Source organism: Micrococcus sp. 140720015-1 (genome assembly GCF_053627595.1).
Genome location: NZ_JBSEYC010000001.1, coordinates 534,081 through 547,789, shown reverse-complemented (window position 1 = coordinate 547,789; position 13,709 = coordinate 534,081). Strand labels below are relative to the sequence as shown.

Below are 13,709 nucleotides of genomic sequence, written 5' to 3'. Positions count from 1 at the left end.
CGCGCCCGGCTCGGCGGACGGCGAACACGGAGGGACCGACCATGACCGAGCCCATGACGTCCAACGTCACCGACACGGCGCTGCTGTTCGAGGGCGGGGGGATGCGCGCCGCGCTCACCTCGGCCGTGGTGGCGGAGCTGCTGCGCGAGCGGATCCACGTGGACTTCGTGGCCGGCATCTCGGCAGGCTCGTCCAACGCCGTGAACTACCTGTCCCGCGACCCGGCCCGTGCGCGGCGCTCGTTCGTGGACTTCGCCGACGATCCTCGGTTCGGCAACTGGCTGAGCTTCCTGCGCGGCAAGGGCCTGTTCAACGCCGAGTACATCTACGAGCACGCCGGCCTGCCCGAGGCGGACCTGCCCTACGACTTCGCCACGTTCCGCGCGAACCCCGCCCGGCTCGTGCTGGGCGGGTTCGACGCCGCGAGCGGCGAGACCCGCTGGTGGGACCGCTCCGACCTGACCACCCTGACCGACCTGATGGTCCGCGTCCGCGCGTCGTCCACGATGCCGGTCCTCATGCCCCCGGTGCACGCCGAGGGCACCGTGTTCGTGGACGGCGCCCTCGGCGCGGACGGCGGGATCCCGCTGACCGCGGCGGAGGACGCGGGGTTCGAGAAGGTCCTCGTGGTCCTGACCCGGGAGCGCGGGTACGTGAAGCGGCCCGAGCGGTTCCCCTCGTTCTACCAGCGCACCTTCCGGCGCTACCCCGCCGTCGCGGACGCCCTCCTCACGCGCTGGCGCCGGTACAACGCGACCCGCGAGCGCCTGTTCGAGATGGAGCGGCAGGGACGGGCCTATCTGTTCGTGCCCGAGACCATGCCCATCTCCAACGGCGAGCGGTCCGTGGCCAAGCTGGCCGCCGCCCACGAGCTCGGCCTGGGCCAGGTGCGCCGCGAGATGCCCGCGATCCGCGCGTTCCTGGGGCTGCCGGCGTCCCGCTGAGCCGCGCCTGCCCCGAGCGACGGGTCAGGCCTCGGCGCGGGCGGCCGAGTCCGGCAGGCCGAACACCGAGTCGAACGCGTAGGCGTACACCGCGGCGTAGACGAGGAAGAACACGAGCAGGCCGGCCTCGATGAGGAACGCCTCCCCCAGCCCGATGCCGAGGATCAGCGCCACCGCGGGCACCAGGAACACGATCAGCCCGCCCTCGAAGCCGACGGCGTGGGCCACGCGCACCCACCAGGGCCGGCCCGTGATCCCGAGGCGGCGTTCGAGGGTCTCGAACACCGAGTTGAACACGATGTTCCACAGCAGGGCCACGGTCGAGGACACCACCGCCACGGCGAGCGAGGGCCCGCCGCCGTTGCCGAGCGCCGCCAGGATCACGGTGGTGAAGAGGATGGCGAGCAGCTCGAAGACCACCGCGTAGACCACGCGGCGCACCAGGGGCGTACGGAACACGCGGCGGCGCACGAGCGCGTCCCGGCCCCCCGGGCCCCGCGGCACGTCGGAGGGCGGCGTCGACGCGGGGTCGACGCCCGGGCGGGCGCGGTGGGTCTCGGACACGGCGCCCAGCCTAGGGCCGGGGCCGCGGGGCGCCGAATCCGGCGGAACCGGCCGCCCGCCGTCGTCGCGCCCCGCCCACGGGGCGGGCGCGCCTTCACCGCGCCCCGGCCGCCTGCCTAGAGTTCGAGGCATGAAGCTCACCGAAGACCTGCTGCAGAAGTTCAACGACCAGATCACCCTCGAGTTCGAGGCGTCCATGGTCTACCGCCAGCTCGCGATCGCCGCCGACGACCTGGACCTGTCCGGGATGGCCGCGTGGCTGCGGCACCAGGCGGACGAGGAGATCGTCCACGCGAACAAGTTCATCGACCACGTCGCCGACCGGGACAGCTTCCCGACGATCGGCGCCATCCCGGCCCCGCCCGTGCAGGCCGGCATGTCGGCCCTGGAGATTTTCCGGGCCGCGCTCGCGCACGAGCAGAAGGTCTCCGAGGCGATCCGCGAGCTGTACCGGGCCACCGAGTCCGCGGGCGACCTCAACTCGCGCCCGCTGCTGAACTGGTTCCTGGACGAGCAGATCGAGGAGGAGGCCACCGTCTCCGAGATCGTGGGCCAGCTCGAGCTCGTCGGCGACGACGGCTCGGGCCTGCTCCGCATCGACGGCCGCCTCGGCTCCCGTCCCGTGGAGACCACCGAGAACGACGCCTGAGCCCACCGGCGGCCTCGTCGGCCGCGCACGCACCGGCCCGGTCCCCCACGGGACCGGGCCGGTGCCGTATCCGTCCTCGCCGCTATGCTCGACCTGCGCCCTGCCCGCGCACCGGCGCGCCCGTCGGCCCCACCCCAGGAGGAACCATGGTCGGACTCGTAGCCCTGCTCGACGACATCGCCGCCCTCGCCCGCCTCGCCGCCGCGAGCGTGGACGACGTGGCCGCCGGAGCGGGACGCGCCGCGGCCAAGGCGGCGGGCGTGGTGGTCGACGACGCCGCAGTGACCCCGCAGTACATGGCCGGCGCGGCCGCGGCCCGCGAGCTGCCGATGATCTGGCGGATCACCAAGGGCTCCCTGCGCAACAAGCTCGTGTTCATCCTGCCCGCGCTGCTGCTGCTCGACTGGCTCGCCCCCTGGATCCTGCCGTGGCTGCTGCTGGCCGGCGGCACCTACCTGTCCTACGAGGGCGCGCACAAGGTGTGGGGCAAACTCACCGGCCACGGGCATGCCGACGACGCGGAGCCCGCCGTCGAGCGGGGTCCGGAGGCCGAGGACACCGTGGTGCGCGGGGCCATCACCACGGACTTCATCCTGTCCCTGGAGATCATGGTCATCTCCATGAACGAGGTGGCCGACCTGGGCTTCTGGATGAAGGCGGCGATCCTGGCGGTGGTGGCCGTCCTCATCACCGTGGGCGTGTACGGGGTGGTGGGGCTGATCGTGAAGATGGACGACGTCGGCCTGCACCTGCACCAGAACGCGTCGACCTCCGGCGGCCGCTCGTTCGGCGCAGGGCTGGTCAAGGCCATGCCGCACGTGCTCCGCGTGGTGACGGTCATCGGCACCGTGGCGATGCTCTGGGTGGGCGGCCACATCGCCCTCGTGGAGCTGGACGCGCTGGGCGTGCCGTGGCCCTACGCCGTGCAGCACGGGATCGTCGAGCCCGTCACGCACGCCGCCGGCACGTTCCTCGGCTGGCTCACGGAGACCGCGACGTCGGCCGTGTGGGGCCTGCTCTGGGGCTCGGTCGCGCTCGGGGTGGTCCTGCTCGTCGGACGCCTGCGCGGGAAGAAGGCCGCGCCCGCCCACTGATGCGGCGGCCGACGGGTCCGCCCCCACCCGCGCCCGACGCCGAGGCCCGCAGACGCGCCGCTACGCACGGAACGTAGCGGCGCGTCTGCGGGCCTCAACGCTGGCTCCGCCTCCCGGCGGGCCCCGTCAGTCGGCGGTGAGGAAGGTGCGCACCGCGGAGACGAAAGCCTCGGGCTGGTCGGCGTGCAGCCAGTGGCCGGCGTCCCGGACGGTCACGCGCATGACGCGCGGGAACAGCTCCTTCATCCGCGGCACGTCCTCGTCCTGGACGTAGTCCGACTCGGCGCCGGCGAGCCACAGGACCGGATGGTCGAACACGCGCTCCGGATCCTCGGGGACCACCGGGTCCGGGAACGAGCCGATCTCCCGCAGGTGCTCGAAGAGCATGGCCACGTTGGGCTGCCACGCGAAGTGCCCGGCCGTGCGCCGCAGGTTCTGCAGCAGGAAGCCGCGCACCCGCTCGTCGTGGACGTGCTCGGCCATGGCGGCGTCGGCCTCGGCCCGCGAGTCGTACGCGTCCAGGTCCATGCGCAGCATGGTGCCCAGCAGGTGGACGAACTCGTCCGTGGCCTGCGGTGAGAGCCGCGGGGAGATGTCCTCCACGATCAGCCGGTCCACGAGGTCCGGGTGGCGCAGGGCGAGCACCATCGCGACCTTGCCGCCCATCGAGTGGCCCAGCAGATGGACCGGCCCGTCGGCGGCTAGGCCGGCGCGCAGGTGGGCGGCCACCCGGTCCGCGATCTCGCGGTAGTCCACCCGGTCCGTCCAGGGCGAGGCGCCGTGGTCTGGCAGATCGATCAGCTCCACCGTGAAGTCGTCGCCCAGCTCCTTGGCCGGGCCGGTGAAGTTCCGGCCGCGGCCCATGAGGCCGTGCAGGAACGCGACGCGGCGCGGTCCCTCCCCGATGCGGGTGGAGGCCAGGGGGGCGTCGGACGGGGCGGAGGCGGCGGTCGTGTTCACCCGACTCAGGCTAGCGCGGGACCGCGCCGGCACCTCCCCCGCCTTACAGTCATCTCGACCCTCTGAGATGGGCGGGAACAGTGTCATACTGACCAGAACAGCCCCGCCAGTCCGCCCCGGGAGGTCCCATGCCCGTCGCTGAGGCCCGCGTCAGCGTCGCCGTGTCCACGGCCGTCTTCGGCGTGCGCCCGGATCCGCACGGCGTGCCCCGCCTCTGCGTCGCCCTCGTCCCGCGGATGCGCGAGCCGTTCCTGGACCGGTGGGCGCTGCCGGGCGCGTGGCTCGGCGCGGACGAGGAGCTGGCCGACGTCGCCGCACGTGTGGCCGCCGAGTGCGTGCCCGGTCCCGTCCGTCGCCTTGAGCAGCTGGCGGCGTTCGGCGCCGTGGACCGCTCCCCCACCGGACGCGTCCTCACGGTGGCCCACTGGGCGCTCAGCCCCGCCCTGGACGACGGCGCCGCCCCGGCGTCCAGCCCGAACCCGGACGTGGCCGGGCTGCCCATCGGGGTCCATGTGCGCTGGCACCGGGCCGACGCGCCGCCCGCGCTGGCCTTCGACCACGCCCGGATCCTGGCGGCGGCCGTGGCGCGCCTGCGCGCGGACCTGCCGCGAGCCGGCGTCGGGCACGCGCTGCTGGGGCCCTCCTTCACCCTCGCCGAGCTGCGCTCCGTGCACGAGGCCGTCCTCGGCCGCGGCCTCGACGCCGCCAACTTCCGCCGCGCCACCCTCGTCGCCGGGACCCTCGAGGAGACCGGCGAGGTCCGCGCCGGCACCCCGCACCGCCCGCCCAAGCTCTACCGCTACCGGCCCGCCGTTGACCACCAGCCCCGACCCAGGAGTCACCCATGACCACCCCGACCGGGACCACCGCCTCGGTGGCCCGCACCCTGACCCTGATCGACAAGGACGGCGCGCGCGGCTCCTCGTGCTCCCCCGACCTGACCCGCGGCCCCTGGGCGTTCGACGCCGGCCTGCCCGCCTACGGCCCCGGCGCATCGCAGGACGACGCCGTCCCGGCCGGCACCCCCGTGCAGGGCCGCATCCCCGAGGAGTACCAGCGGGCCTCGGACGAGGAGCTCCACGCTCGGATCAGCGCCGCGCGGCAGACGCTCGGCGAACGCGTCGTCGTGCTGGGCCACTTCTACCAGCGCGACGAGGTCGTCCAGCACGCCGACGTCGTGGGCGACTCCTTCCAGCTCGCGCGGGCCTCCCAGGGCCGGCCCGAGGCGGAGGCGATCGTGTTCTGCGGCGTGCACTTCATGGCGGAGACCGCGGACCTGCTCTCCACCCCGGACCAGGCCGTCATCCTGCCCAACCTCGCGGCCGGCTGCTCCATGGCGGACATGGCCGACCTGGACTCGGTCGAGGACGCGTGGGAGCAGCTCGAGGCGGTCTACGGCACCGAGCCGGACGACGACGGGCGGGTGCCCCTGCTGCCCGTGACCTACATGAACTCCTCCGCGGCCCTCAAGGGCTTCGTCGGCGCGCGCGGCGGCATCGTGTGCACGTCCTCCAACGCCTCGGCCGTGCTGGACTGGGCGTTCGAGCGTGCCCAGCGCGTCCTGTTCTTCCCGGACCAGCACCTGGGCCGGAACACGGGCCGCGCCAGGGGGATCCCGCTCGAGCAGATGCCGACGTGGAACCCCCGCCTGCCGCTGGGCGGGAACTCCGAGGACGCCCTGCGGGACGCGAAGGTCCTGCTGTGGCACGGCTTCTGCTCGGTGCACCGCCGCTTCACCGTGGCGCAGATCGAGCAGGCCCGCGCCGAGCACCCGGACGTCCAGGTGATCGTGCACCCCGAGTGCCCCCTGCCCGTGGTGGAGGCCGCGGACTCCTCCGGGTCCACGGACTTCATCGTCAAGGCGATCCAGGCGGCGCCGGCCGGCTCGACCTTCGCGATCGGCACCGAGATCAACCTCGTGCAGCGCCTGGCCGCCCAGCACCCCGAGCACACGATCTTCTGCCTCGATCCCGTGATCTGCCCGTGCTCCACGATGTACCGCATCCACCCCGGCTACCTCGCGTGGGTGCTCGAGGAGCTCGTGGCCGGCCGCGTGGTCAACCGGATCACCGTACCCGCGTCCGTGGCCGACCCGGCCCGCACCGCGCTCGAGCGGATGCTGGCCGTCGCGCCGAAGCAGTCGGCCGCGCAGTCCGCCGGGGCCGGGACGTGACCCCGGCCGACCGCGCCCCCGCGACGCCGGCCCCGCAGCCGGACGTGGAGCGGATCGTGGCCGCCGCGCTCGCCGAGGACGCGCCCTGGGGCGACGTCTCCTCGGAGGTCTTCGTCCCGGAGCAGGCCCGGATCACCGCGCGCGTGGTGGCCCGCGAGGCCGGGGTGCTCTCCGGCACGAACGCCCTCGAGGCCGCCTTCCGGCTCGTCGACCCGGCCGTGTCCGTCACCCTGCACCTGGCCGACGGCGCCGACCTGTCCCCCGGCGCCGTCGTCGCCGAGGTCGCGGGCCCCGCCCGCTCGGTGCTGCGCGCCGAGCGCGTGGCGCTGAACCTCGTCCAGCGCCTGTCCGGGATCGCCACGACGACGGCCGCCCACGTGGCCGCCGTGCGCGCCGGCGGCGGGCACGCGCGGGTGGTGGACACCCGCAAGACCACGCCGGGTCTGCGCGTGCTCGAGCGGCAGGCGGTGCGGGACGGCGGCGGGCACAACCACCGCTCCAGCCTCTCGGATGCCGTGATGCTGAAGGACAACCACCTGGCCGCGCTGGGGTTCGGCGGCGGCGGCGACCCGGGCGAGGCCCTCACCGCGGCCCTGCGCGCCGGGAGGGCACGCCTGCCGCACACCACCCACGTGGAGGTGGAGGTCGACCGGCTCGAGCAGATCCCGGCGGTGCTCGCCGCCGGGGTCGACTCGATCATGCTGGACAACTTCTCGCCGGCCGAGCTGCGGGCCGGCGTCGAGCTCGTGGCGGGCCGCGCCGTCGTCGAGGCCTCCGGCGGGGTGAGCCTCGAGACGATCGGGGCGATCGCGGCCACGGGCGTGGACGTGATCTCGGTGGGGGCGCTGACCCATACCGTCCGGTCCCTGGACCTGGGCCTGGACGCCGTGGTCGAGGAGGTCTCGCCGCGCCGATGAGCACCACCCTCGACCTGGACCACGCGGCCACCGCGCCCGTCCGGCGCAGCGCGCTGGAGGCGATGTGGCCCGCACTCACCGGCGTCTATGGCAACCCGTCCTCGGCGCACGAGGCCGGCCGGGCGGCGGCGGCCCTGCTCGAGGACGCCCGCGCGCGGGTGGCCCGCGCGATCGGCGCCCGGGCCGGGCAGGTCGTGTTCACCTCGGGTGGCACGGAGGCCGACGCGCTCGCCGTGCTCGGCACGGTGCGCGCCCGGATCCTCGCCGGCCGCCCGGCGGGCCACGTGCTGACCACGGGGATCGAGCACAGCGCGGTGCGGCAGTCCTGTGACCAGCTGACCCGGCTGCACGGCGTCGAGGTCGAGCACCTCGCGCTGGACCGTGACGGCCTGACCTGTGCGGACGACCTCGCCGCCCGCCTGCGCCCGGACACCGCGCTGGTCAGCGTGCACCTGGCCCACAACGAGGTGGGCACGGTGCAGCCGGTGGCCGAGCTGGCCGCCGTCGCCCGGGAGGCGGGCGTGCCGCTGCACGTGGACGCGGTGCAGGCCGCGGGGCAGATCCCGGTGGACGTGCGCGCCCTCGGGGCGGATCTCGTGGCGCTGTCCGGGCACAAGGTCGGCGGGCCCAAGGGGGTCGGCGCGCTGTGGGTGCGCCCGGGTCACGCCCTGGAACCGCTCGTGCCCGGCGGCGGCCAGGAGCGGGGCCGGCGGTCCGGGACGCAGAACGTGGCCGGCGCGGCCGGGTTCGCGGCGGCCTTCGAGGAGGCCGAGGCGGAGCGCGCCGCGGCCGCGGACGCGTGGTCCGGGCTGCGGGACCGGTTCGCGGCGCGCGTGCTCGACGGCGTCCGGGAGCTCGTGCCCGACGCGAGGCTGACCGGCCATCCCACGCGGCGGCTGCCGCGTCACGCCTCGTTCGTGCTGCCCGGCGTGAACGGCGAGTCGGTGCTGGAGGAGGCGGCCCGCCGGGGCGTGCTGGCCTCGGCGGGGTCCGCGTGCTCGGCCCACGACGCCGAGCCGTCCCCGGCCCTGCTCGCGCTGGGCCTCAGCGAGGACGAGGCCCGCACGGCCCTGCGCTGCACGTTCGGCCCGCACGCTGACGCCCCGCTGCTCGACGCCGCCGCGGACGCGATCGTCGACGCCGTCCGGACGGTCACCGCCCTGCGCTGAGTGGCCCCGGGCCGGTCGACCCCGATGCCGCCGGGGGCCGGCGTCGGAAGTTCACCCGGGGGTCAGCCCGACGCCACATGTCCCTCGCCTGCGTGCCCCACCCTGGCTCCGTGAAGCAGACCACCGCACCCCTGTCCCACTCCGCCTCCCGCCGTTCGGTGCTCGCCGCGGCGTCCGCCGCCGTGCTCGCCCCCGCCGCCCTCGCCGGCCCCGCCGCCGCCCGTCCGGCCCGCCACACCCCCGGGGGCCTGGTCGCGTCCCGCCTGACGCTGCCGTCCGGCGTCGCCACCGGCGACGTCACCTCGAACTCGGCCGTGCTGTGGGCGCGCTCGTCCGGCCGTTCGCGCCTGCACGCCACGCTGCGCGCGGTCGACGAGGACGGGAAGGTGCTGCGCGGCCGCTTCGCTCGCGGGCTGACCCTGCGCTCCGGCTGGGTCGACGGGGCCACCGACCACACCGCGAAGATCCTCGCGGACACGCTGCCCTCCGGCACCCGCTTCGAGGTGACGTACGCGTTCGAGGACGAGGCCGGCCGCCTGGGCGAGTCGGCCGTGGCCCGCTTCACGACGGCGCCCGGCGCGCGGTTCGGACGGAAGACCTCCGCCGCCCAGTCCTTCGTGTGGACCGCGGACACCGCGGGGCAGGGCTACGGCATCAACCCGGAGATCGGCGGCATGCGCGGCTACGCGGCGATGCACGCCACGAAGCCCGACTTCTTCCTGCACTCCGGCGACACGATCTACGCGGACAACCCCATCCCGGAGACCCTCGAGGTGGCCGGCGAGCCCACCTGGCGCAACCTCGTCACGGAGGAGACGTCCAAGGTCGCCGAGACGCTGAACGAGTTCCGCGGCCGCCACCGCTACAACATGATGGACGGCAACCTCCGCGCCCTGTACGCGGACGTCCCCGTCATCGCCCAGTGGGACGACCACGAGACGACCAACAACTGGTGGCCGGGCGAGGTCCTGGAGGACCCGCGCTACACCCAGGTCCGTGACGTGGACACGCTGGCCGCCCGCGCCCGCCGCGCGTGGCAGGAGTACATGCCGATCGCCGACTCCACGGCCCTGCGCCGCGGCTCCGGCTTCGAACCCGCCCGCATCTACCGCAGGATCCCCCGCGGCGCGACGCTCGACGTGTTCGCCCTGGACATGCGCACCCACAAGGGTGAGAACACCCCGGGGCTCGAGACCCACGAGACCCCGATCCTGGGCGAGGAGCAGCTGCAGTGGCTCATCCGCGGGCTGCGCGCGTCGACCGCCACGTGGAAGGTCATCGCCAACGACCTGCCGCTGGGCCTGATCGTCCCCGACGGCACGGGGCAGGAGTCCCTGTCCAACGGCGACGACGGCGCCCCGCTGGGCCGCGAGCTGGAGGTCGCCCGCCTCCTGAAGGCGATCAAGGACCACGGCGTGAAGAACGTCGTGTTCCTCACCGGCGACGTCCACTACTGCGCGGCGCACCACTACTCGCCCGACCGCGCGGCGTTCACCAACTTCGAGCCGTTCTGGGAGTTCGTGGCCGGCCCCATCAACGCCGGATCGTTCGGCCCGAACACGCTGGACGGCACCTTCGGCCCGCGCCTGGACTTCGAGGCGCACGGGCCGGTCATGGGCTCGCCACGCTCCGGTGAGCACCAGTACTTCGGCCACGTCGAGATCCCCGAGGACGGCCGCGAGTTCCGGGTGCGTCTGATCAACGCCGCCGGCCGGACGGTGTACTCGCGCACGCTGACGGCGGCCTGATCCGCCGTGCCACGCGGCGGGTGACGCCCCCAACGGGGCGTCACCCGCGGCGTCGGCGGCGTCGGCGGACCGTCAGTCGGTGATCAGGCCCTCCTCGCGGAGCCAGTCCCACGCGACCTGGGTGGGCTCCTCGCCGTCGACGTCCACCCGGGCGTTCAGGCGCGCGGCCGTCGCGTTGTCCAGGCGTGCGGTCACGGGCGCCAGCAGGTCGGCGATCTCGGGGTGCTCGGCCAGGACCTCCTCGCGCACGATGGGGGCCGCGTTGTACTTCGGGAAGAAGCCCAGCGGGTCCTGCAGGGTCGTCAGGTCCAGCGCGGCGATCCGCCCGTCCGTGGCGTACGCCTCCCCGAAGGTGCACGACCCGTCCGCCACCGCGGCGAACACCGCCCCGAGGTCCATCTGGCGCAGCCGGGATCCGGTGGGCCGTTCGATCCCGTAGGACTCGAGCATGGGCAGGAACCCGTCGTTGCGGGCGGCGAATTCGGCGCTCACGCAGAAGGACTGCTCCTCCGTGGGGAGGTCCTTGATGTCCGCGAGCGTCTCCAGGCCGAGCTCCTCCGCCCGGTCCTGGCGCACGGAGAAGGTGTAGGTGTTGTCGAGACCAGCCGGCGGCAGCCACACCAGGCCCTGCTGCGCGTCCTCGTCCCGGACCGCGGCCCACTGCGCCTGGGCGTCCGGGATCGGATCGGTGTGGCCCAGGTACGTGATCCAGGCCGTCCCCGTGTAGTCCCACTCGACGTCCACGACGCCTGCGACCTGGGCCTGGCGCGCGCTGAGCGAACCCGGCATGTTGGTCAGATCCTCGACGTCGGCCCCCGCGGAGCGCAGCAGGATCGCGGTGATCTTGCCGAGCACGACGCCCTCGTTGAAGTTCTTGGAGCCCACCGCCACGTGGGCGCCCTCGAGGTCGATCCCGGCGACGTCGCCGGCGGGCGTGCCCGAGGGAAGGTAGCCGCCGGCGGTGCTCAGCCCGCACCCGGACAGGACCAGGGAGGTCGCCAGGCCGAGCGCGGCGAGCGCGGCACGGGCGGGGGTCCGGACGCGGGGGCGGGACGGGGTGGTCGCGCGCGGGGTGGTCATGCGAGCCCCCTCGGCGTGGCCAGCGTCTCGACGAGGCGGCCGATCCACTCGATCATCAGGGCGAGGGCGGCCACGAGGATCGCCCCCGAGACGAGCAGCGGGAAACGGAACAGGACGATCCCGGTCTGGATGAGCAGGCCGAGGCCGCCGGCGTCGATGAACGTCGCGAACGCCCCGGTGCCCACCAGCAGCACCAGGGCGGTCCGCAGACCCGCCATGATCACGGGCAGGGCCAAGGGCAGCTCCACCCGGAGCAGGGTCTGCAGCGGCGACATGCCCATGCCGCGGGCCGCCTCGACGACGGTGGGGTCGACGCCCCGCAGCCCGGCCAGCGTGTTGGCCAGCACGGGCAGGAACGCGTAGAGGGACAGGGCCAGGACGGCGACCCGGAAGCCGAACCCCCACGCCATGGCGAGCAGGACGATCACACCGATCACGGGAGCGGCCTGGCCGGCGTTGGCCAGTCCCATGGCGACGGGGGTGAACCGCCGGGCGGTGGGGCGGCTCAGCAGCACGCCGAGCGGGACGGCCGTCCCCACGACCAGAACGGTGGACACGCCGACGAGGGCCAGGTGCTCGGCGGTGAGGCGCAGGACGGTGGGCCAGGTCAGCAGCCGGGCCTCGACGTCGTCGAGGGCGGCTCCGCGCACCCAGACGGTCCACCCGATCAGCAGGGCGGCGACCAGCAGCGGCAGGCCGATCAGGAGCAGGCGGTCCTCGGCGGAGGCCGCACGCAGCCGGGCGATCATGGCCGAGCCTGCTCGTCGCCGGCGCGGGCGTGCGCGCGCAGTGTCGGATAGTCGAGCAGACCGATGACCGTGCCATCACGGACCACGGCGATCTCCTCCGTCGGGGCCGTGACCAGCGCCGCGAGGGCCTCGCTGATCGGGGTGGCCGCGTCGAGCACGGGCCCGCCCGGCAGCGGGCCCGTCGGGTGGTGTGCGATCGGGCGCAGCGGCAGCGAGTCGACCGACCGCAGCGCCAGCCGCTTGAGCCCCGCCCCCGACCCCACGAAGTCGGCCACGAACTCGGTGGCCGGCCGCGCCAGGACCTCTTCAGGGGTGGCGTACTGGGCCACGTGCGCACCGGGTTCGAGCACCAGGATCCGGTCGCCCAGGAGCACGGCCTCGTCCACGTCGTGGGTGACCATCACGATGGTCTTGCCCACCCTGGCCTGGATGTCGAGCATCTCCTGCTGCAGGCGCTGGCGGGTGAGGGGGTCCACGGCGCCGAAGGGCTCGTCCATGAGCAGCACGGGAGGATCCGCCGCGAGGCCCCGGGCCACGCCGACGCGCTGCTGCTGTCCGCCGGACAGCTCGCGCGGGAAACGGTCTCGATAGATCGCCGGGTCCAGGCCGACGAGGTCGAGCAGCTCGTCCACGCGGTCGGCGATGCGCCGGCGGTCCCACTTGAGCAGGCGCGGCACCAGGCCGACGTTCTCGGCGACGGACAGGTGGGGCATCATCCCACCACCCTGCACGACGTAGCCGATCTGACGGCGCAGCCGGGTGGGGTCACGGCGTGTGATGTCCTCCCCACCGATCAGGATCCGCCCGGAGGTGGGCTCGATGAGGCGGTTGATCATCTTCAGCGAGGTGGTCTTGCCGCAGCCGGACGGGCCGACGAACACCACCGTCTCCCCCGCGGGGATGGTGAGGTCCAGGGCGTCCACGGCGGGACGGTCCTGCCCCGGATAGAGCTTCGTGAGGGACTCGAGACGGATCTCGGCCCCGGCGTCACGGTCGGTGCTCATGCGCGCAGTCCCTTCGAGATGGTGAGCCGGCCGAGCAGCACGAGCAGCCCGTCCAGGACGAGGGCGACGACGACGATGCCGAGGGTGCCCACGAGGGCGTAGTTCAACGCGTTGGCGCCGCCCAGGGAGACCAGCCCCGTGAAGATGTACGAGCCCAGTCCGGGCCCCAGGACGTAGGCCGCGACCGCGGCCACGCCCATGCCGAGCTGGCCGGCGACCCGGATGCCGGTGAGGATCACGGGCCAGGCCAGCGGGAGACGTACCCGGGTGAACAGCGCCACCGGCCCCATGCCCATCCCCCGGGCGGCCTCCAGCACCTCCGGGTCCACGCCGCGCAGACCCACGAGCGCGTTGCGGAGGATGGGCAGCAGGGCATAGAAGACCACCACCACGACGGCGGGGACGGTCCCGATGCCCACCAGGGGGATCAGGACGCCGATGAGCGCGAAGGAGGGCAGGGTCAGCCCGACGGCCGTGAAGGCGTTCGCGATCGGGGTCAGGCCCTTGATCCGCGTGGCGATCACGGCCAGCGCGATGGCGAGCACGGTGGCGATGGCCAGCGCCTGCAGCACGAGCCACCCGTGCTGCCAGGCGCGGAAGAGGATGTCCGGCCAGCGTGAGGCGAGGAACTCGCTCATGCGGCCTCCGCGCCGGCAGC

Annotated in this window: 14 protein-coding genes; 8 read left to right on the top strand and 6 right to left on the bottom strand. The window is 74.2% G+C overall.

Going from position 1 to position 13,709, the window contains the following annotated elements; genetic code table 11:
• Positions 1-41 precede the first annotated feature (41 nt).
• Complete coding sequence (locus tag ACUXPL_RS02590) at positions 42-944, top strand: patatin-like phospholipase family protein (protein ID WP_180535876.1); 903 nt, start codon at positions 42-44, stop codon at positions 942-944.
• 24 nt (positions 945-968) lie between these two features.
• Here ACUXPL_RS02590 and ACUXPL_RS02585 read toward each other — a convergent pair whose 3' ends face one another.
• Positions 969-1,508: a PACE efflux transporter gene (locus ACUXPL_RS02585; protein ID WP_454181722.1), complete on the bottom strand. Its 540-nt coding sequence runs from the start codon at positions 1,506-1,508 to the stop codon at positions 969-971.
• Between the two features lie 130 nt (positions 1,509-1,638).
• On the opposite strand from ACUXPL_RS02585, the gene ACUXPL_RS02580 reads away from it, so the two are divergent.
• Positions 1,639-2,157, top strand: a complete 519-nt coding sequence (locus ACUXPL_RS02580) for a ferritin (protein ID WP_251649966.1) — start codon at positions 1,639-1,641, stop codon at positions 2,155-2,157.
• 146 nt (positions 2,158-2,303) lie between these two features.
• Positions 2,304-3,251, top strand: coding sequence for a DUF808 domain-containing protein (locus ACUXPL_RS02575; protein WP_454181719.1), 948 nt, complete (start codon positions 2,304-2,306; stop codon positions 3,249-3,251).
• A 126-nt stretch (positions 3,252-3,377) separates the two neighbouring features.
• Here ACUXPL_RS02575 and ACUXPL_RS02570 read toward each other — a convergent pair whose 3' ends face one another.
• Positions 3,378-4,211 (bottom strand): alpha/beta fold hydrolase, encoded by an 834-nt coding sequence (locus ACUXPL_RS02570; RefSeq protein WP_454181717.1) that lies wholly within the window; start codon positions 4,209-4,211, stop codon positions 3,378-3,380.
• 128 nt (positions 4,212-4,339) lie between these two features.
• Between ACUXPL_RS02570 and ACUXPL_RS02565 the strand changes: the two genes are divergently transcribed.
• The 5 genes from ACUXPL_RS02565 to ACUXPL_RS02545 all read left to right on the top strand — a co-directional run bounded on the left by ACUXPL_RS02565 (position 4,340) and on the right by ACUXPL_RS02545 (position 10,218).
• Entirely contained in the window at positions 4,340-5,059 is a 720-nt protein-coding gene (locus ACUXPL_RS02565) for an NUDIX hydrolase (protein WP_454181715.1), read from the top strand.
• Positions 5,056-6,384: a quinolinate synthase NadA gene (gene nadA, locus ACUXPL_RS02560; RefSeq protein ID WP_454181713.1), complete on the top strand. Its 1,329-nt coding sequence runs from the start codon at positions 5,056-5,058 to the stop codon at positions 6,382-6,384. The genes ACUXPL_RS02565 and nadA overlap by 4 nt, the downstream gene beginning before the upstream one ends.
• Positions 6,381-7,301, top strand: coding sequence for a carboxylating nicotinate-nucleotide diphosphorylase (gene nadC / locus ACUXPL_RS02555; RefSeq protein ID WP_454181711.1), 921 nt, complete (start codon positions 6,381-6,383; stop codon positions 7,299-7,301). Before nadA ends, nadC begins: the two co-directional genes overlap by 4 nt.
• The gene (locus tag ACUXPL_RS02550) at positions 7,298-8,470 is read left to right on the top strand and encodes a cysteine desulfurase family protein (RefSeq protein WP_454181709.1); all 1,173 of its coding nucleotides are present in this window, start codon (positions 7,298-7,300) and stop codon (positions 8,468-8,470) included. Before nadC ends, ACUXPL_RS02550 begins: the two co-directional genes overlap by 4 nt.
• Before the next feature lie 110 nt (positions 8,471-8,580).
• On the top strand, positions 8,581-10,218 hold the full coding sequence (locus tag ACUXPL_RS02545) for an alkaline phosphatase D family protein (RefSeq protein ID WP_454181707.1): 1,638 nt from the start codon (positions 8,581-8,583) through the stop codon (positions 10,216-10,218).
• A gap of 72 nt (positions 10,219-10,290) precedes the next feature.
• Here the strand turns inward: ACUXPL_RS02545 and ACUXPL_RS02540 are convergent, their stop codons facing one another.
• The 4 genes from ACUXPL_RS02540 to ACUXPL_RS02525 are packed head-to-tail and all read right to left on the bottom strand — an operon-like array spanning position 10,291 to position 13,689.
• Complete coding sequence (locus ACUXPL_RS02540) at positions 10,291-11,298, bottom strand: glycine betaine ABC transporter substrate-binding protein (protein WP_454181705.1); 1,008 nt, start codon at positions 11,296-11,298, stop codon at positions 10,291-10,293.
• Complete coding sequence (locus ACUXPL_RS02535) at positions 11,295-12,047, bottom strand: ABC transporter permease (protein WP_454181703.1); 753 nt, start codon at positions 12,045-12,047, stop codon at positions 11,295-11,297. Before ACUXPL_RS02535 ends, ACUXPL_RS02540 begins: the two co-directional genes overlap by 4 nt.
• The gene (locus ACUXPL_RS02530; RefSeq protein WP_454181701.1) at positions 12,044-13,051 is read right to left on the bottom strand and encodes an ABC transporter ATP-binding protein; all 1,008 of its coding nucleotides are present in this window, start codon (positions 13,049-13,051) and stop codon (positions 12,044-12,046) included. The genes ACUXPL_RS02535 and ACUXPL_RS02530 overlap by 4 nt, the downstream gene beginning before the upstream one ends.
• Positions 13,048-13,689, bottom strand: coding sequence for an ABC transporter permease (locus tag ACUXPL_RS02525; RefSeq protein ID WP_060973551.1), 642 nt, complete (start codon positions 13,687-13,689; stop codon positions 13,048-13,050). Before ACUXPL_RS02525 ends, ACUXPL_RS02530 begins: the two co-directional genes overlap by 4 nt.
• Between the last annotated feature and the right edge of the window lie 20 nt (positions 13,690-13,709).

Bases quoted from the DNA above. Each gene is read 5' to 3' on its own strand.
- nadA (WP_454181713.1), top strand. From the start codon at position 5,056: ATGACCACCCCGACCGGGACCACCGCCTCGGTGGCCCGCACCCTGACC.
- ACUXPL_RS02550 (WP_454181709.1), top strand. From the start codon at position 7,298: ATGAGCACCACCCTCGACCTGGACCACGCGGCCACCGCGCCCGTCCGG.
- ACUXPL_RS02540 (WP_454181705.1), bottom strand. From the start codon at position 11,298: ATGACCACCCCGCGCGCGACCACCCCGTCCCGCCCCCGCGTCCGGACC.
- ACUXPL_RS02535 (WP_454181703.1), bottom strand. From the start codon at position 12,047: ATGATCGCCCGGCTGCGTGCGGCCTCCGCCGAGGACCGCCTGCTCCTG.
- ACUXPL_RS02530 (WP_454181701.1), bottom strand. From the start codon at position 13,051: ATGAGCACCGACCGTGACGCCGGGGCCGAGATCCGTCTCGAGTCCCTC.
- ACUXPL_RS02525 (WP_060973551.1), bottom strand. From the start codon at position 13,689: ATGAGCGAGTTCCTCGCCTCACGCTGGCCGGACATCCTCTTCCGCGCC.
- ACUXPL_RS02575 (WP_454181719.1), top strand. From the start codon at position 2,304: ATGGTCGGACTCGTAGCCCTGCTCGACGACATCGCCGCCCTCGCCCGC.
- ACUXPL_RS02565 (WP_454181715.1), top strand. From the start codon at position 4,340: ATGCCCGTCGCTGAGGCCCGCGTCAGCGTCGCCGTGTCCACGGCCGTC.
- ACUXPL_RS02580 (WP_251649966.1), top strand. From the start codon at position 1,639: ATGAAGCTCACCGAAGACCTGCTGCAGAAGTTCAACGACCAGATCACC.
- ACUXPL_RS02590 (WP_180535876.1), top strand. From the start codon at position 42: ATGACCGAGCCCATGACGTCCAACGTCACCGACACGGCGCTGCTGTTC.